At 65.2% G+C, this 15,821-nt stretch carries 16 protein-coding genes; 8 read left to right on the top strand and 8 right to left on the bottom strand.

The annotated features are described in order from the left end of the window. Window positions 1-258: 258 nt before the first annotated feature. A complete protein-coding gene (locus ACM43_RS33500; RefSeq protein WP_050991738.1) occupies window positions 259-606 on the top strand; it encodes a DUF3307 domain-containing protein in 348 nt (115 codons plus the stop codon). Window positions 607-915: 309 nt separating this feature from the next. Beyond that, window positions 916-1,314 carry a hypothetical protein gene (locus ACM43_RS33495; protein ID WP_035997226.1) on the top strand — a complete coding sequence of 133 codons (399 nt, stop codon included), beginning with the start codon at window positions 916-918 and terminating at the stop codon, window positions 1,312-1,314. Here the strand turns inward: ACM43_RS33495 and ACM43_RS33490 are convergent. Both ACM43_RS33490 and ACM43_RS33485 read right to left on the bottom strand, forming a co-directional pair. Then, window positions 1,311-1,625 carry a YkgJ family cysteine cluster protein gene (locus ACM43_RS33490; protein WP_271545947.1) on the bottom strand — a complete coding sequence of 105 codons (315 nt, stop codon included), beginning with the start codon at window positions 1,623-1,625 and terminating at the stop codon, window positions 1,311-1,313. The two genes, ACM43_RS33495 and ACM43_RS33490, sit on opposite strands and share 4 nt — an antisense overlap. A 5-nt stretch (window positions 1,626-1,630) precedes the next feature. After that, window positions 1,631-2,329 (bottom strand): helix-turn-helix transcriptional regulator, encoded by a 699-nt coding sequence (locus ACM43_RS33485; protein ID WP_025033709.1) that lies wholly within the window; start codon window positions 2,327-2,329, stop codon window positions 1,631-1,633. Window positions 2,330-2,442: 113 nt separating this feature from the next. On the opposite strand from ACM43_RS33485, the gene ACM43_RS33480 reads away from it, so the two are divergent. After that, on the top strand, window positions 2,443-2,718 hold the full coding sequence (locus tag ACM43_RS33480) for a hypothetical protein (protein ID WP_157283123.1): 276 nt from the start codon (window positions 2,443-2,445) through the stop codon (window positions 2,716-2,718). A 38-nt stretch (window positions 2,719-2,756) separates the two neighbouring features. Next, window positions 2,757-3,485, top strand: coding sequence for a glutathione S-transferase family protein (locus ACM43_RS33475; RefSeq protein WP_271545944.1), 729 nt, complete (start codon window positions 2,757-2,759; stop codon window positions 3,483-3,485). Window positions 3,486-3,749: 264 nt separating this feature from the next. Here the strand turns inward: ACM43_RS33475 and ACM43_RS33470 are convergent, their stop codons facing one another. The 6 genes from ACM43_RS33470 to ACM43_RS33445 form a co-directional block, all read right to left on the bottom strand. Beyond that, window positions 3,750-4,901 (bottom strand): ABC transporter substrate-binding protein, encoded by a 1,152-nt coding sequence (locus ACM43_RS33470; RefSeq protein ID WP_035997239.1) that lies wholly within the window; start codon window positions 4,899-4,901, stop codon window positions 3,750-3,752. Between the two features lie 90 nt (window positions 4,902-4,991). Further along, window positions 4,992-5,411: an acyl-CoA thioesterase gene (locus ACM43_RS33465; RefSeq protein ID WP_271545942.1), complete on the bottom strand. Its 420-nt coding sequence runs from the start codon at window positions 5,409-5,411 to the stop codon at window positions 4,992-4,994. 10 nt (window positions 5,412-5,421) lie between these two features. Continuing rightward, window positions 5,422-6,183: an SDR family NAD(P)-dependent oxidoreductase gene (locus ACM43_RS33460; protein ID WP_271545940.1), complete on the bottom strand. Its 762-nt coding sequence runs from the start codon at window positions 6,181-6,183 to the stop codon at window positions 5,422-5,424. Between the two features lie 230 nt (window positions 6,184-6,413). Continuing rightward, window positions 6,414-8,297, bottom strand: coding sequence for a feruloyl-CoA synthase (locus tag ACM43_RS33455; RefSeq protein ID WP_271545938.1), 1,884 nt, complete (start codon window positions 8,295-8,297; stop codon window positions 6,414-6,416). A gap of 10 nt (window positions 8,298-8,307) precedes the next feature. Next, window positions 8,308-9,117 (bottom strand): crotonase/enoyl-CoA hydratase family protein, encoded by an 810-nt coding sequence (locus ACM43_RS33450; protein WP_035997250.1) that lies wholly within the window; start codon window positions 9,115-9,117, stop codon window positions 8,308-8,310. A 127-nt stretch (window positions 9,118-9,244) separates the two neighbouring features. Then, window positions 9,245-10,090: an SDR family NAD(P)-dependent oxidoreductase gene (locus tag ACM43_RS33445; protein WP_271545936.1), complete on the bottom strand. Its 846-nt coding sequence runs from the start codon at window positions 10,088-10,090 to the stop codon at window positions 9,245-9,247. A 181-nt stretch (window positions 10,091-10,271) separates the two neighbouring features. Here ACM43_RS33445 and ACM43_RS33440 point away from each other — a divergent pair, with 181 nt between their 5' ends. From ACM43_RS33440 to ACM43_RS33425, 4 genes are all read left to right on the top strand, one after another. After that, window positions 10,272-11,768 carry an aldehyde dehydrogenase family protein gene (locus ACM43_RS33440; protein ID WP_271545934.1) on the top strand — a complete coding sequence of 499 codons (1,497 nt, stop codon included), beginning with the start codon at window positions 10,272-10,274 and terminating at the stop codon, window positions 11,766-11,768. Window positions 11,769-12,003: 235 nt separating this feature from the next. After that, window positions 12,004-13,131 (top strand): alkene reductase, encoded by a 1,128-nt coding sequence (locus tag ACM43_RS33435; protein WP_271545932.1) that lies wholly within the window; start codon window positions 12,004-12,006, stop codon window positions 13,129-13,131. 246 nt (window positions 13,132-13,377) lie between these two features. Continuing rightward, a complete protein-coding gene (locus tag ACM43_RS33430) occupies window positions 13,378-13,881 on the top strand; it encodes a GFA family protein (RefSeq protein ID WP_271545930.1) in 504 nt (167 codons plus the stop codon). 252 nt (window positions 13,882-14,133) lie between these two features. Continuing rightward, window positions 14,134-15,795 (top strand): thiamine pyrophosphate-binding protein, encoded by a 1,662-nt coding sequence (locus ACM43_RS33425; protein WP_271545928.1) that lies wholly within the window; start codon window positions 14,134-14,136, stop codon window positions 15,793-15,795. Window positions 15,796-15,821: the final 26 nt, after the last annotated feature.

The following is a 15,821-nucleotide window of genomic DNA, read 5'->3' as shown; positions in this document are numbered from 1 at the left end:
AGCCGGAGGTACTTACTCGATATGTCCGCGGCGATTGGCCATCCTATCACCGGTTAGCCACACTTGGCGATTTTCCGGTTCCACCCGGCTGCATTCCGCCGCGGGAGATGTCATAAATTGCGCGTCCCGGCGATTTGACCGGTCCAAGAAGAAGTTGCGCTGAACGCTCCAATTCTTCTCGTCACGTCAATGAGGGCGTCAGCTTTGTCGTTTCCACCCATGTCATCGGCGATTCCGGTTGAAGCGCTCATTGGCTGGATGTTGCTGCTCACCTTCAAGCACGTCATCGCCGATTTCGTTCTTCAAACCGCCTGGATGGCGCACGGCAAGGATCAGAAGCATGGCTGGGCCCTGCCGCTTCTGGTGCACTGCCTGGTCCACCTTGCCGTCGCGCTGCCGCTGATCGTGATCGTGGCGCCGCGATTCTGGTTCGTGGCCTTCATCGACTTCCTGATCCACATCACGATCGACCGCGCCAAGGGATACGTCTCCGCCAATTTCGGCGTCGACCTCGCCCATCCCTGGTTCTGGACGCTGATCGGCGTCGACCAGGCGCTGCACCACCTGACCGGCTTCGGCCTCGCGATCTTCATGGCGGCGAACTGAGGGGCGGGCTGCCCTTTTGAGCGAGGCAACTTTTCATCGGCACTAGAGGTCGTCATGCCCGGGCTTGTCCCGGGCATCCACGTTCTTCGTGCATCTGGGCTGTCCGTGGACGGCCGGGACAAGCCCGGCCATGACGCAGTGGAGACGCCGGTGCCCCGCTATCCCAGCCGGCGCGGTAGTCCCCGAGTCCCCACTGCGCCCCACCGATTCGCGGCCGACGCGCAACTACCCCGGATGACTACCGGGCAGAGTGGTTAACCTTTCGTTAGAGAATTGCGCTGCATCTTCCTCACACGAGGGAGAACTGCAATGTTTTCAAGCCGCGACGCCTTTGAAAGCGATTTCTGCCCGGTCCGCGACGAGCTCCTTGGCGAGATGTATCGCGCCAGCGAGAGTGGCCTGCCGAGGCTGGTTGAGAGTGTTTCCCCTGACGTGCGCGCCAGGCTTGCGCTGTTCTGCTACCGCCGTAGCCATTTGCACTCGCTGGCGGTCGCGATCGCAGCGAGCTGCAGCGAGCGCGACCTGATCGAGAATGGCGGCCGCGTCGGCTCGACGCTCTTCGCGCTGTCGCGCGAAGGCACCGCGAAAGCTTCGACGTCGCTGACGGGTGGGCGCAAGCCGATCACGCTGTCGACCAAGCCGCTCTCGGTGCTCGCACCGCTCGATGACGAGCTCGACGACGAGATCGGCGAAGCCGTCCCCGCCTAAGCGGCCTCGATAACGGGCAGGCCGAACTTCCGCCGCGCCATCGCGCATTCGGCGTCACCAGGCATGCAGGTGCGGCACACCTCCGGCCGCACGTCATAGATGCCACAGGCCGTCATCTTTCCGATCTCGCCTTGCAACGCCGCGCAGCGATCGCCGTCGCAGCGCATGCCCGATTGCCGGTCGTTGACGAGCGCCTCCGGGATCAGCGCAAGCTCCTCGTCGCTCTCGATCGAGAAGCGCGGCCAGTTCTGCGAATAGCCGCAGCAGGCGCCGCAGCCCTGGCAACAGCTCGACAGCTCGGTCTCGTCCATCGTCCTCACGTGTCCTTCGGCGGACCCCAGACCAGGCTTTGCCGCCATCTCGCGCGCAGCACGTCGCGCCTCTCAGGATATTTCTCGTCGAGATAGGTCGCCTCGACCACGCGGTCGGTGCGGAAGCTGCGGAAGTCGCCGCGCAGCTCGCACCAGGCCGCCAGCAGCCGCACCGCTTCGAGATAGCCGACCGAGATCGGCCAGATCATGCGCTCGCTGGGGCGGCCCTGTTCGTCGCGATAGCGCAGCATGATCTTCTTGCCTTCATGGATTTGGGTGCGGGTGCGCGCCATGTCCAGGCGGTCCGGTTCCCGGTTCCAGCTCGGACGCGCCCGGCTCGCCGGCTCCAGCACGAAGGGGCGCAGGCGCTCCGGGACGGTATCGGCGATCTTGGCCATCAAGTCTTCGGCCGCGCGCGCCAGCGCAGAATCGGCGTGGCCCGCGACCCATTGCGCGCCCAGCACGGCCGCCTCGATCTCGTCCGGCGTCAGCATCAGGGGCGGCAGGTCGAAACCCTTTTCCAGGATGTAACCCATGCCGGCTTCGCCGCGGATCGGCACGCGCTGGCCGATCAGTGTTGCGATGTCGCGGTAGATGGTGCGCTTCGAAGTCTCGAGCTCGGCCGCGATCGCGTCTGCCGTCAGCGGCTTACGCGTGCGCCTCAGCACCTGGATGATTTGAAACAGCCGGTCGGCGCGTCTCATGACAATTCTCTTCTCGAACGATGGATCAGAAATCGGCGCGCGGCTGCTGACAGGATGTTGGCAGCAGGGGGGTTCTATACCGGGACAACACATCGACTGAAGAGGATTTGTCCATGATCATTCCAACCCATTTCGGCCAGGCCGGTCCACTGTGGCGGGCGCAGCTGTGGCACGGCCAAATGTTGCGGGCTTGGGCGTTTGGCCGCCTCGTTCCGCTCGATTTCATGGCCGTTGATCTCCGATTTGCGCTCGCAAGCGTGGTGACACGCTCGCTGAACCATGCCGCGGATGCGCTGGTCCGCCATCTGATGGGCCGCGCCTGGCGCGGGGCCCGCTTCGCAGAAGATATCACGGCTGCTGCCACCATGGTGGCAGCAGCCGGCCGCTAGGTTCCTTCCACTCGTTCGACAGGTTCAGGAGAGCTTGCATGATCACGCTTTACGGTTTTGGCGCCGGCTTCGGCCTGCCGGAAATCAGCCCCTTCGTCACCAAGACCGAGGTGCAGCTCAAGATGGCGGGACTGCCTTATCGGAAAGAGCGGGCGATGCCGCCGGCCTCGCCCAAGGGGCAGCTGCCCTTCATCGACGACGGCGGCGAGGCGGTGGCCGATTCCACCTTCATCCGGGCCCATATCGAGCGCCGCTATGGCTTCGATTTCGATGCCGGCCTCACTTTGGCCGAGCGTGCGCAGGCCTGGGCGTTCGAGCGCATGATCGAGCACCATGTCTATTGGGCGCTGGTGGGCGCGCGCTGGGTCGATCCGGTCAATTTCGCCAAAGGGCCCGCGCATTTCTTCGACGGCGCGCCGGAGCACAATCGCGAGAAGCTGCGCGAGGATGCGCAGTTCCGCGTCGCCGAGAACTACCTGCTCTCCGGACTCGGCCGCCATGCGCCGGATGACGACGTCGATCTTGCCGTGCGTTCGCTGTTCGCGCTCTCGGTGCAGCTCGGCGACAAAGCCTACCTGTTGGGCAACAGGCCCTGCGGCGTCGATGCCACTGCGTTCGGCATGCTCGCCGGCGTTCTCTCGCCGTTCTTCGAATCCGCCTTGCGCGAGCGGGCAGAGGGATTTCCGAACCTCACCGCTTATGTCGACCGCATGATGGACGACTATTATCCCGAGTTCGCCTGGACGCCGCTACGGCAGGCGGCGTAGGGCCACCGGCGCGTCCGCGGGTTCGGTGCAACCTCTCCCGCTTGCGGGGGAGGTCGGCGCGAAGCGCCGGGTGGGGGCTCTCTCCTCTAGGGGATTGTCACTGCAGGCCTCGGACAGTCCCAACGCGGAGGCACCCTCTCCCCAACCCTCTCCCGCTTGCGAGAGAGGGGGCGCACCTGGGCCGGTGCCGCAGCTTGCCCCATTGACCAAACAAAAGAGCCGGCCCATCGGGCCGGCTCTCGTCGTTTCGAATCTTGGCGACGCCTACTTCACCAGCGTGTACTTGCCGTCCTTCACCGTGAGCAGGATGCGCGAGCGCTCGTCGAGGCCGTAGCGGTCCTTTTCGGTGAAGTTGTAGACGCCCTGGCTCGCCGCCAGCTCCTTCTCCGTCAGCAGCGCCTGGCGGATGGCTTCGCGGAATTCCGGCGTGCCGGGCTTGGCCGTCTTCAACGCCGCCGGAATGACGCGCTTGAGGATCTCGAACGCATCAAAGGAATGGCCGGCGAACTGGCTGCGGCTGTTGGGGCCGTACTTTGCCTCGTAGGCGGAGTTCAGCGCGAGGCCCGGCTTCTTGGTCAGCGCGCTGTCCGGCTGTTCCTCGGGGGCCATGACGGGACCCGAGGCCATCAGCACGCCTTCCGCTGCTTTGCCGGCAATGCGGATGAAGTCCATGCTGGCCGCGCCGTGGGTCTGGTAGATCAGGCCCTTGTAGCCGCGTTCGCGCAGCTCGGTCTGGGGCAGTGCGGCCGCGGTGCCGGAGGCGCCTACCAGGATCGCGTCGGGATTGGCGGCGACGAGCTTCAGCACCTGGCCGGTCACCGAAGTGTCGGGACGAGCGAACCGCTCCTCGTCGACGATGGTCATCCCCATCGGCACGGCCTGCGCCTTCAAATCGTTGAACCAGAGGTCGCCGTAGGAGTCGGAATAGCCGATGTAACCGAGCGTCTTCACGCCCTTGGCCTTCATGTGGTCGTACAGCACCTTGCCGACGATCGGAATCGGCTGCGGCATCGCCACCGACCACTTCATGCGCTCCGGCGTGATCGGGAAGGGTGCCAGACCGAAGTGCGGGATACCGGCTTCGTTGGCGACATTGGAGACCGCGATGGTCGGCGGCGTCAGCGCCGAGCCCATGATGATGTCGGCCTTGGATTCGGTGACGAAGCGACGGGCGTTGGTGGTGGCGGTGGTGGGATCGCCGCCGTCGTCGAGCACGATCACCTTCAGCGGCACGCCGCCGATCTCCTTCGGCACGAATTCCAGCGCGTTGCGCTCGGGAATGCCGAGTGCCGCACCCGGGCCGGTCGTGGTGGTGGTGATGCCGATGGTGACTTCGCTGGTCTGGGCCAGCGCGGGCAATGCCGGCAGGGCCAGCGCAGCCGCAGTGATGGCAGCGGTCAAATAAAAGCGTTTCATCTATTCCTCCCTTGACGTGTTCATTTGAAAGCAGAAATCGCGGGGTAATTCAGCCCCGTCTTTTGGTGATGCGGCGATTTAGCTCTGGACTTAACTCCCCGTGAATTTGGCTATCATTTCCGCCGGGAATGGTGCGGATTTCAGCTTGTCAGGGTTACCAGGATCGCGGCCGACCAGGACGCGGGTCTCGAAACCCTCAATCGCGAGCGCCTCGCCCTTGTAGACGTTGTGCTTCACCTCGAAGCTCGAGCGCTTGATGCTCTCGATTCTGGTCTCGATGGTGATCCAGTCGCCATAGGTCGAGGGGATGTAGAACTTGGCCCGCGTGTCGACCATGGGGATGCCCACCAGGCCGTATTTGCGGACCAGGTCCTGCTTGGAGAAGCCGGCGGCTTCGAACAGGGTCGAGGTCGAATCGTCGAACATCGCGAAATAGCGCGGGTAGTAGACGATGTTCGCGGGGTCGCAATCGCCCCACTGGATCTGGACCTCGCGCCGGTTCACGAACATGAGCGCTGCCTTACTTGGGCGCCATGCGCAGCGAACCGTCGAGGCGCACCACCTCGCCGTTCAGGTAGGCATTCTCGACCATGTGCAGCGCGAGCGCGGCGAACTCGTCGGCCTGGCCGAGCCGGCGCGGGAAGGGGATCGCGGCGGCGAGCGAGTCCTGGGCCTCCTGCGGCAGGTTCGCCAGCAGCGGCGTCAGGAACAGGCCGGGGGCGATCGTCAGCACGCGGACGCCGAACTGCGCGAGCTCGCGCGCGATCGGCAGCGTCATGCCGACGATGCCGCCCTTGGAGGCCGAATAGGCGGATTGGCCGATCTGGCCGTCATAGGCGGCAACGGAGGCGGTGTTGATGATGACGCCGCGCTCGCCGGTCGTCTGCGGCTCCAGCTTGGACATTTCGGTGGCGGCGAGGCGCAGCATGTTGAAGGTGCCGATCAGGTTGACCTTGATCACCTTGTCGAAATCCGAAAGCGCCATCGGGCCGTCGCGGCCGACCACGCGCTTGGCAACGCCGATGCCGGCGCAATTGACCAGCACGCGCGCCGGGCCGTGGGCCTTGGTCGCCTGCGCGATCGCGGCTTCAGCGGAGGCGGCATCGGAGACGTCGCAGGTGACGGCCACGCCCTTGATCTCTGCCGCGACCGTTTCGGCCAGCTTGGTGTTGAGGTCGCACACAGCGACCTTGGCGCCCTGTGCCGCCAGCTTTCTTGCGGTGGCCGCACCAAGTCCCGATGCGCCGCCGGTGACGATGGCTGCCTGATCCTTCAACAACATGGCGTTCTCCTTTGACCGTTCTTGGGTGCGACCGGATCGGCCGGTCTGCTCCCTCTCCCCGTTCTTACGGGGAGAGGGTTTGGGTGAGGGGCTTGCTTCCGCGAATGCGGTGGCAGTGGGACTCGCGGCGGCTCCCCCTCACCCGAATTTGCGCGTTGCGCAAATTCGACCTCTCCCCGCAAGCGGGGCGAGGTGAAGGAAGCGCCGACTGGTTCACTCCCATTGTCATGTTAGCCGACCGATATCACACGGTTCGACGGATTGGCAGCGTAGAGCTCCTCGATCAGCTCGCCGCGATGCTCCAGCACTGCGCGCTGGTTGATCGAGCCCTTGTCGGTGACTTCGCCCTTGTCGATCGAGAGCGGCGTGTCCATCAGGATCGCGCGCGTGATCCGTGTCGAGGATCCCGTGGCCTGGCCGAGGAAACGGGTCAGGCGCTCGCGGAAAGCCTCGCGCACCAGGCGGTCGCGCGTCGCGACGATGAGATCGTCGGGCGGCAGTGTCGGGTTGATCAGCCGGCAGCCGTCGAGATCGAGCACGACCAGCGCGGAGATCTCGTCGCGGTTGATGCCGGCGATGACGACGTCGCGCACCAGGGGCGCGCAGGCCGCGGTGAGGCGCGCGCGCAGCGGGCCGACGCTGACCCAGGTGCCGCTCGCGAGCTTGAAGTCCTCGCTGACGCGGCCGTCGAAGTCGAAGCCGGCGTTGAAATCATCGGGATCGGCGGGCTTGAGCGCATCGCCCATCTTGTAAAATCCTTCCTCGTCGAAGGATTTTGCCGTGATGTCGGGTTGGCGCCAGTAGCCGGGCATCACGTTCGGCCCCTTGGCGCGCACTTCCAGCTTGCCGTTGTTCGGCACCAGCTTGGCGTCGTTGCCAGAGACCGGCAGGCCGACATGGCCGGAGCGGCTGGTGCGCGGATTGACCGACATGAAGAACGGCGCGGTCTCGGTCGCGCCGAGACCGGTCAGCATCGGCACGCGATAGCCCTTCTCCTTCGCCGCGAGCTCGTCGAGGCTGTCCCAGACGAACGGCGACAGCGCCGCGCCGGAGAAGAACATCGCATGCAGCCGGTCGAAGAACTTGGCTCGCAAGCCCTGGTCGTCGCGCAGATAGGGCAGCAGCGATTCGTAGCCCTTGGGCACGTTGAAATAGACCGTCGGTGAAATTTCCCGGAGATTGCGCACGGTCTCCTCGATGCCCCCAGGCACCGGCTTGCCGGCGTCCAGATACATCGAGCCGCCGTTGTAGAGCGTCAGGCCGATGTTGTGATTGCCGCCGAAGGTGTGATTCCACGGCAGCCAATCGATGATGACTGGCGGCTCGTCCTTCAGGAAAGCGAGCGTCTCGCGCAGCATCACCTGATTGGCGCAGATCATGCGCTGGGTGTTGATGACGGCCTTGGGATTACCGGTCGAGCCCGAGGTCAGCAGGAATTTTGCGATCGTGTCGGGGCCGATCCGGCCGTGGACATCGTCGAGGTCGCCACGGATCGGCGTCGCCATCAGGTCGGCCAGCAGGGTGACGTCGCGGCCCGGCACTTGGCCATAGGACGCGGCGATCTCGGTGCCGAGCGAGACGTTGGCGGCGAGCGCATCGGCGAACTTGTCGGCATCGTCGGCGAAGACGAGGCCCGGCGTCAGCAGCTTCATCAGATAGGACAGCTTGCCGTAATCCTTCGACACCAGCGAATAGGCCGGCGACACCGGGCAGAACGGAACGCCGGCATAGAACGCGCCGAACGCCAGGAGCGCGTGGTCGATCGAATTGCCCGAGAGGATGACGACCGGCCGCTCCGCCGACAGGCCGCGCTGGATCAATGCGGAGGCGATGTGCCGGCTCGCGGTGAGCAGCTCGGCATAGGTGATCTTGCGCCAGCCGCGGCCGCCTTCGCGCTCGGCCATGAAGACGCGGTCCGGCGTCGTCGTGGCCCAATGATGCAGGCGGTCGGTGATGCGGACCGGATATTCGCCGAGCGGCTGCTTTGGCCGCAGGTAAATCGTGCCGTCGTCGCGCCGCTCGATGTTGACGACGGGATCACCGAACGAGATGGGCCGCAGCGGGAAATTGCTCGCGCCGCGCTCGATGCCGGAAGAGGACGGCTGGGCGCTCATGACTTTACGCTCATGATTTGGGCTTCACCTTCGCGGTCTTGTGCTCGAGGAATTCGCGGATCCGCCGCTTGGCCTCCTTGTCGCTCTGCGCGACGGTGGCCATCAGCGACTCCATCAACAGGCCGGTCTGCGGATTGGCCTCTGCGATCATCGGCAGCGCCTGGAGCACGGCAAAATTCGTCAGCGGGGCGTTGGACGCCACCTTGGTCGCAAGCTCCAGTGCTTTGCCGAGCCCGTTGCCGGCCTCCGTCAGATATTGCGCAAAGCCGTAGGACGCGCCCTCGGTCGCGCTGTAGACGCGTCCCGTCAGCATCATGTCCATCATCCGGGCAACGCCGATCAGCCGCGGCAGCCGCACCGAGCCGCCGCCGCCGACGAAAATGCCGCGCTGCCCCTCCGGCAGCGCGAAATAGGTCGAGGGCTCGGCGACGCGTATATGGGCCGCGCAGGCAAGCTCCAGCCCGCCGCCGATCACGGCGCCCCGGAGCGCTGCGATCACGGGCACGCGGCTGTACTGGATGCGGTCGAACACCCGGTGCCACATCTGGGAGTGCAGGAGCCCGCCGGTGGCGTCGTGCTCGGTCAGCTCGGAGAGGTCGAGACCACTGGAGAAATGGTCGCCGATACCGTGGATGACGACCGCGCCGATATCCTCGGGCAGGTTCGCAAAACACTCGCCGATTTCCAGGATGATGCCGTCATTGAGCGCATTGCGCTTGGCCGGCCGGTTCAGACCCACGGTCAGAACCCGGTCCGCCCGCTCGATCCTCAAAAGCCCGGAGGGACCCGCATTCGCGGTCTCGGCGTTTCCTTGTGTCATTTGCGTCCTTGTCAGAATAGTTATGTTGTATAACGAATTTTGGGGGAGTCAAGGTGGGGCAAGGCCAGGCGGCCGTGACCCCACCCTCTCCGTGAGACCCGGGGACGAGCGAGAGAGCGGTGCAGGCCTACTCACGCGCCACAAACTTCGCGAACGCATCGGCGTAATCCGGATGCCAGCGCGACAATGGCGGGCGGTTCTCGACGATATCGCCGGCCGCCCAGAGCATGCGCTTCTCGTCGAGCGCGCGCGGCACGTCATTATCCGGGCAGAGAATGTAGAAGTCGCCGACCTCCAGCCGCGCCAGCATGAAATCGACCGTCTGCTCCGGCGTCCAGGCGCCGGCCGGCTTCTCGGTGCGGCCCTTTGCGGTCAGGCCGGTGAAGACGAAGCCGGGGATCAAGAGGTGCGCCGTGACGCGACAGTCTTTCGTGTTGCGCAACTCGTGCTGGAGCGCCTCGGTGAACGCCTTCACGCCGGCCTTGGAGACGTTGTAGGCGGGATCGCCGGGCGGCGTGGTGATGCCCTGCTTGGAACCGGTGTTGATGATGAGGCCGCGCCTGCCACTGGCGATCATGTTCGGCGCGAAGATGCGCGAGCCGTTGATGATGCCCCACATGTTGACGGCGATGATGCGCTGCCAATTGTCCGGCGCGTCGAACAAGGTGCTGCCGGGCTGAATACCGGCATTGTTCATGAGGATGTCGGTCCCGCCGAACCGCGCGTGGACGGCGCGCTCGAGTTCCGTCACGCTCTCGATCCTGCTGACATCGACGGCCGAGGTCATGACGTTTGCGGCCGATGTTACGGATGACAATTTTGTTGCAGCTTCTGCCAAGCGTGTCTCGTCGACATCCGCGATACACACCTTCATTCCAGCGCGTGCAAAGGCGGTGGCGGCGGCAAATCCGATGCCGGCTGCGCCACCCGTGATCACGGCAACATTGTCCTTGACGATGGCGGGATGTGACATCGAGCGTCTCCGTGGAAAGCCTTCAGCCGAGCTATAGCATGGCAGCCGTGCGACCCTGCACAAGTCGGCATGGGAGGTCTTCGTTCCGCGCTGCCTTTACGCCTATCAGGCGCGGCTGTATCCTCGGCCGAACGATCCCGCCCAGATCGAACCAATCAATCACCTGACAGGGAGTGCAGCCATGGCTGTGTCGCAGGCTATTCCGATCACGCGCCATCCGTTCGCCAACGGGTCCTACAAGCAGATGCTGATCGACGGCAAGTGGGTCGATGCAGCCTCGGGCAAGCGCTTCGAGACCCGCAATCCCGCCACGGGCGAGCTGCTCGCAACCGTCGCCGAAGGCGACAAGGAAGACATCGATCGTGCGGTCGCGGCCGCGCGCCGCGCCTTCGAAGGTCCGTGGAGCAAGGTCAAGCCGTTCGAGCGACAGAACCTGCTCCTGAGGCTCGCCGATCTCGTCGAGAAGAATTTCGACGAATTGTCGCAGCTCGACACGCTCGACATGGGCGCGCCGCTGAGCCGCACCCGTGCCTACCGCCTGCGCGCCGTCGGCATGCTGCGCTATTACGCCGGCCAGACCACCGCGATTCACGGCGAGACCATCGAGAACTCGCTGCCTGGCGAGATCTTCTCCTACACGCTGAAGGAGCCGGTCGGTGTCGTCGGCGCCATCATTCCCTGGAACGGGCCGCTGACCGCGACGATCTGGAAGATCGGCCCGGCGATCGCGACCGGCTGCACCGTGGTGCTCAAGCCGGCCGAAGAAGCGCCGCTGACCTCGCTGCGCATCGCTGAGCTCGCGCTGGAAGCGGGCGTGCCGCCCGGTGTCATCAACGTCGTTCCCGGCTATGGCGAGACCGCGGGCGCGGCGCTCGCCTCGCACCACGACGTCGACAAGGTCGCGTTCACCGGCTCGCATGTCACGGGCCAGTCGATCATCCGTGCCTCCGCCGGCAACCTCAAGCGCGTCTCGCTCGAGCTCGGCGGCAAGTCGCCGGACATCGTGTTCGCCGATGCCGATCTCGACGCCGCCGTGCCGGGTGCCGCGATGGCGGTGTTCGCCAATTCGGGGCAGATCTGCAGCGCCGGCACGCGCCTGTTTGTCGAGCACTCGATCTACGACGAGTTCGTCGGCCGCGTCGCCGAGTTCGGCAAGAAGCTGCAGGTCGGCAACGGCCTCGATCCCAACGTGCAGATCGGCCCGCTCGTCTCCGAGCAGCAGCTCGAGCGCGTCACCGGCTATCTCGACATCGGCCAGAAGGAAGGCGCGAAGGCGCTTGCCGGCGGCGGCCGTGTCACCGAAGGCGCGCTGTCGAAGGGCTTCTTCGTCTCGCCGACGGTGTTCGCGGGTGTCGAGGACAACATGCGCATCGCGCAGGAGGAGATTTTTGGCCCCGTCATTTCCGCGATCGCGTTCAAGGACATGGACGAGCTGGTCAAGCGCGCCAACAACACCACCTTCGGCCTCGGCTCCGGCCTGTGGACGCGCGACGTCAGCAAGGCCCATGCGGTGGCGAAACGCTTGCGTGCCGGCTCGGTGTGGGTCAATTGCTACCAGGCGATGGACCCGGCGGTGCCGTTCGGCGGCTACAAGATGAGCGGCTACGGCCGCGAATCCGGCAAGCAGCACGTCGAGGAATATCTCAACGTGAAGGCCGTCTGGATCAAGACGGCGTAAGGCCGGCTCTCCTTCGCCTCTCCCCGCTTGCGGGGAGAGGCCGGAATTCGCGCAACGCGCGGATTCCGGGTGAGAGGGACTCTCCGCGAGTCCAACTCTCACCGCGATTGCCGAGGCAGCCCCTCACCCCAACCCTCTCCCCGTAAGAACGGGGAGAGGGAGAACAACCACCGCCTTCAGGCGGTCAGTCTCCCTCACAATCATCTGCATCCTTTCAAAGACATCCGGGGACCACATGAAATTCGAAGCATTGTTCAAGCCGTTGCAGGTCGGTCCCTACCAGCTCGCGCATCGCGTTGCGATGGCGCCGCTGACGCGCATGCGGGCCGAGCGCGACACTTTTGCACCGCGGCCGCTCAATGCCGAATATTACGGCCAGCGCGCGACGAAGGGCGGCCTGATCATCGCCGAAGCCTCGCCGGTGCTCTCGCACGGCCGCGGCAATCCGGCGACACCCGGTATCTATTCGGAGGCGCAGGTCGCAGGCTGGCGCAAGGTGACGGATGCCGTGCACGCCAAGGGCGGCATCATCTTCCTCCAGCTCTGGCATGTCGGCCGCGTCTCTCATTCCTCCTTCCACGGCGGCGAGCTGCCGGTTTCGGCCTCGGCAATTCCGATCAAGGCCGAAGGCATGAAGGCGATGACGGCCGACGGCAAGATCGCCGACTACGAGACGCCGCGCGCGCTAGAGACCGATGAGGTCAAGGGCATCGTCGAGGCGTTCCGGCAGGGTGCCAAGAACGCGCTCGCCGCCGGCTTCGATGGCGTCGAGATCCACGGCGCCAACGGTTACCTGCTCGAGCAATTCCTGCAATCGCGCAGCAACCAGCGCACCGATCAATATGGCGGTTCGATCGAGAACCGTGCGCGCCTTCTGCTCGAGGTCACGCAGGCCGCGATCGACGTCTGGGGCGCGAACCGTGTCGCTGTGCGGCTGTCGCCCCACGGCATCGCCAATGATTCCGGCGAGCCGGATCCGATGCCGCTCTACACCCACGTGGTGAAGGCGCTCGACAAGCGGGGTCTCGCCTACCTGCATCTCATCGAGCCGCGCTCGAGCGGCGCCGGCCGCGCCGAGGTCAACTGGCAGAACGTGCCGTCCGCCATGGTGCTGTTCCGCCCGCTCTACAGCGGCGTCTTGATGACGGCCGGCGGCTTCACCGGCGAGACCGCGAATGCGGCGATCGCGGAAGGCCACGCCGACATCATCGCCTTCGGCCGCATCTTCATCTCCAATCCGGATCTGCCGCGTCGTCTTGAGCACGGCTACCCGATCACGCCGTATAATCGCGCGACGTTCTACAGCGGCGAGGAGAAGGGGTACACGGATTATCCGGTCTATGACGAGCTGACGCCGGCTTAGGCGCTCTCTTCCGTCATTCCGGGGCGCGACGAAGTCGCGAGCCCGGAATCCATCGGGGCCGCATACCGGGACGTGGGATGGATACCGGACTCGATGCTTCGCATCGCCCCGGAATGACGAGCTTGATTTGTTGCGCGACCGCCACCACAAATTCCGTGATTACGAGCGCAGCGAAGCAATCCAGCATCTCCGCTGAGGCACTCTGGATTGCTCCGCTGCGCTCGCAATGACGACGGAGAGACGTCCATGGCCAAAGCCGCAGCCGCTGCAGGGATCGCCACCGGCCAATGCCTCTGCGGCAAGGTTTCCTTCGAGATCGACGTGCCGGCGCGCTGGGCCTGGCACGATCATTCCGCTGCCAGCCGCCGCGCCCATGGTGCGGCCTACGCCACCTATGTCGGAAGCTGGAAGAAGCGCTTCCGCATCACCTCGGGCAAGACCGCGCTGACCCGCTACGAGGACAAGGCGACGAAGACCGCGCGCAGCTTCTGCTCGCATTGCGGCACGCCGATCACGTACGAGCGCCCGCGCGGGCCGCACATGGTCAACATCCCCCGCGCCCTGTTCAACGAGCGCACCGGCCGCCAGCCGCTCTATCACATCGCCATCGAGGAGCTGCAGGAATGGGCCTATACCGGCGAGTCCCTGGTGCCGCTGAAGGGCTTTCCCGGCGTCGTCTGGCAGCGCTCGAAAAAGAAGAAGCGCCCAGGCGGCGAGGATCCGTTCGAGCTGGGGCGGGAGGAGATGTAGCTCAACTCTCGTGCCCCGGACGCAGCGCAGCACCTCTTCGGTGGTGCGCTGCTGAGCCGGGGCCTATGCAGCGGAGAATGGGGTGAGCAACTGGGTCCCGGCTCAGCGCCGCAACGTTGCACGTTGCGACGCGTCCGGGACACGAAACCGCCGAGCGCAACGCAGCCATGACCGCGCTTCCTTGCGCCTCTGCCAACATCTCGGCCATCATGCTTTCGGTCCTTGCGGCAACGGTCCGCTCCTGGAGGAAACATGAAGAACAAGATTACCGGCCGCTCCGCCTTTCTCGCGCTGCTCAAGGACGAGGGCATCACGCATCTGTTCGGCAACCCTGGAACCACCGAGCTGCCGATCATGCATGCGCTGAAGGACCATCCCGATCTCACTTACGTGATGGCGATGCAGGAGAGCCTGGTGGTCGCGATCGCCGACGGCTACAGCCGCGCTTCGGGCAAGCTCGTCGCCTGCAACGTTCACGTCGCGCCCGGCCTTGGCAATGCCATGGGCTCGCTCTACAACGCCCAGTTCACGGGCACGCCGATGATCCTGACCGCAGGCCAGCAGGAGCAGGGCCACGGTCTAATGGAGCCGGTGCTCTTTGGTCCGCTGGTGCGCATGGCCGAGCCGCTGGTGAAATGGGCGGTCGAGGTGACACGGCTGGAGGACCTGCCGCGCATCGTGCGCCGTGCCGCCAAGGTGGCGATGACGCCGCCGACCGGGCCAGTGTTCATCTCGCTGCCCGGCGACATCCTCAACAGCGAAGCGGGGATCGATCTCGGTCGCTCCACCCGCATCGATGCGCGCACGAAACCGTCGGACGAGGCGCTGAAGGCCTTTGCCGCACGCCTGCTCAAGGCCGAGCGTCCCGTGATCGTCACCATGGACGAGGTGGTCAAGAGCGATGCGCTGAAGGAGGCCGCTGAACTCGCCGAGCTGCTCGGCGCTGCGGCCTATCAGTCCTCGACGCCGTACGGCTCGCACTTTCTGTCCGAAAGCCCGAGCTTCGTCGGAACGCTCGCGCGCGTACAGAAGGTCGCCCGCGATACGCTCGCGCCATACGATCTGCTGATCGCGCTTGGCGGTGATCCCTTGCGGATGTCGGTCTATAGCGAGGTCGATGCGCTGCCTGAGGGCCTCGGCATCGTGCAGATCGGCCTCGTCGATTGGGAGATCGCCAAGAATTACGGGGCCGAGATCGCACTGAAGGCCGATCTGAAGGAAACCCTGCGCGCGCTAATCCCGGTACTCAAGGAGATGGGCGGCGCGACACTCGCGAGCCGCGCCAAGCAGCGTCTTGCCGAACTCGCGACGAAGAACTGGACCGCGCGCCGCGCCGCTTTGGTCGAGCAGATCGGCAAGAGTGCCGGCCGCACACCGATCGATCCGGACTTCCTCGTGCTGCAAATGGTCGAGGCGATGCCTGACAACGCCATCCTGGTCGATGAAGGTCTCACCTCCAGCCGCCAGATCACGGCCCTGTATCCGCATCGCGACCGCTACGGCTATCACGGGCTCGCCTCCGGCGGCATCGGCTGGGGCCTGCCGGCCTCGGTCGGCGCCAGCATTGCCAATCCCGATCGTCCCGTGGTGTGCTTCTCCGGCGATGGCAGCGCGATGTACTCGATCCAGTCGCTCTGGACCGCGGCGCATCACAAGCTGCCGCTCAACGTCGTCATCGCCAACAACGGCGGCTATCGCATCATCAAGCAGCGCCTGCTCGCCTTCCACGGCGACGACAATTACGTCGGCATGGATTTCGTCGATCCGCCGGTCGATTTCGCCGGCGTCGCCAAGGCACTTGGCTGTGAGGCGATCAAGGTCAGCGATGTCAGCGAGCTGAAGGCAACGCTGGCGTCGGCGTTTGGCCGGCCGGGGACGAAGCTGATCGAGGTGATGGTGGACGGGAAGGTGTAGCCCCGCTGTCGTCCCCGCGAAGGCGG

Origin of the sequence: Bradyrhizobium sp. CCBAU 45321 (genome assembly GCF_028128975.1) — a bacterium.
Lineage (GTDB): Bacteria > Pseudomonadota > Alphaproteobacteria > Rhizobiales > Xanthobacteraceae > Bradyrhizobium > Bradyrhizobium yuanmingense.
The sequence above is the reverse complement of the archived record's forward strand: the minus strand, read 5'-3'. Positions and strand labels throughout refer to the sequence as shown.

What these genes read in the sequence shown, in the direction of transcription:
- ACM43_RS33500 (WP_050991738.1), top strand. Translation starts at nt 259, where the DNA reads ATGTTGCTGCTCACCTTCAAGCACGTCATCGCCGATTTCGTTCTTCAA.
- ACM43_RS33495 (WP_035997226.1), top strand. Translation starts at nt 916, where the DNA reads ATGTTTTCAAGCCGCGACGCCTTTGAAAGCGATTTCTGCCCGGTCCGC.
- ACM43_RS33490 (WP_271545947.1), bottom strand. Translation starts at nt 1,625, where the DNA reads ATGGACGAGACCGAGCTGTCGAGCTGTTGCCAGGGCTGCGGCGCCTGC.
- ACM43_RS33485 (WP_025033709.1), bottom strand. Translation starts at nt 2,329, where the DNA reads ATGAGACGCGCCGACCGGCTGTTTCAAATCATCCAGGTGCTGAGGCGC.
- ACM43_RS33480 (WP_157283123.1), top strand. Translation starts at nt 2,443, where the DNA reads ATGATCATTCCAACCCATTTCGGCCAGGCCGGTCCACTGTGGCGGGCG.
- ACM43_RS33475 (WP_271545944.1), top strand. Translation starts at nt 2,757, where the DNA reads ATGATCACGCTTTACGGTTTTGGCGCCGGCTTCGGCCTGCCGGAAATC.
- ACM43_RS33470 (WP_035997239.1), bottom strand. Translation starts at nt 4,901, where the DNA reads ATGAAACGCTTTTATTTGACCGCTGCCATCACTGCGGCTGCGCTGGCC.
- ACM43_RS33465 (WP_271545942.1), bottom strand. Translation starts at nt 5,411, where the DNA reads ATGTTCGTGAACCGGCGCGAGGTCCAGATCCAGTGGGGCGATTGCGAC.
- ACM43_RS33460 (WP_271545940.1), bottom strand. Translation starts at nt 6,183, where the DNA reads ATGTTGTTGAAGGATCAGGCAGCCATCGTCACCGGCGGCGCATCGGGA.
- ACM43_RS33455 (WP_271545938.1), bottom strand. Translation starts at nt 8,297, where the DNA reads ATGAGCGCCCAGCCGTCCTCTTCCGGCATCGAGCGCGGCGCGAGCAAT.
- ACM43_RS33450 (WP_035997250.1), bottom strand. Translation starts at nt 9,117, where the DNA reads ATGACACAAGGAAACGCCGAGACCGCGAATGCGGGTCCCTCCGGGCTT.
- ACM43_RS33445 (WP_271545936.1), bottom strand. Translation starts at nt 10,090, where the DNA reads ATGTCACATCCCGCCATCGTCAAGGACAATGTTGCCGTGATCACGGGT.
- ACM43_RS33440 (WP_271545934.1), top strand. Translation starts at nt 10,272, where the DNA reads ATGGCTGTGTCGCAGGCTATTCCGATCACGCGCCATCCGTTCGCCAAC.
- ACM43_RS33435 (WP_271545932.1), top strand. Translation starts at nt 12,004, where the DNA reads ATGAAATTCGAAGCATTGTTCAAGCCGTTGCAGGTCGGTCCCTACCAG.
- ACM43_RS33430 (WP_271545930.1), top strand. Translation starts at nt 13,378, where the DNA reads ATGGCCAAAGCCGCAGCCGCTGCAGGGATCGCCACCGGCCAATGCCTC.
- ACM43_RS33425 (WP_271545928.1), top strand. Translation starts at nt 14,134, where the DNA reads ATGAAGAACAAGATTACCGGCCGCTCCGCCTTTCTCGCGCTGCTCAAG.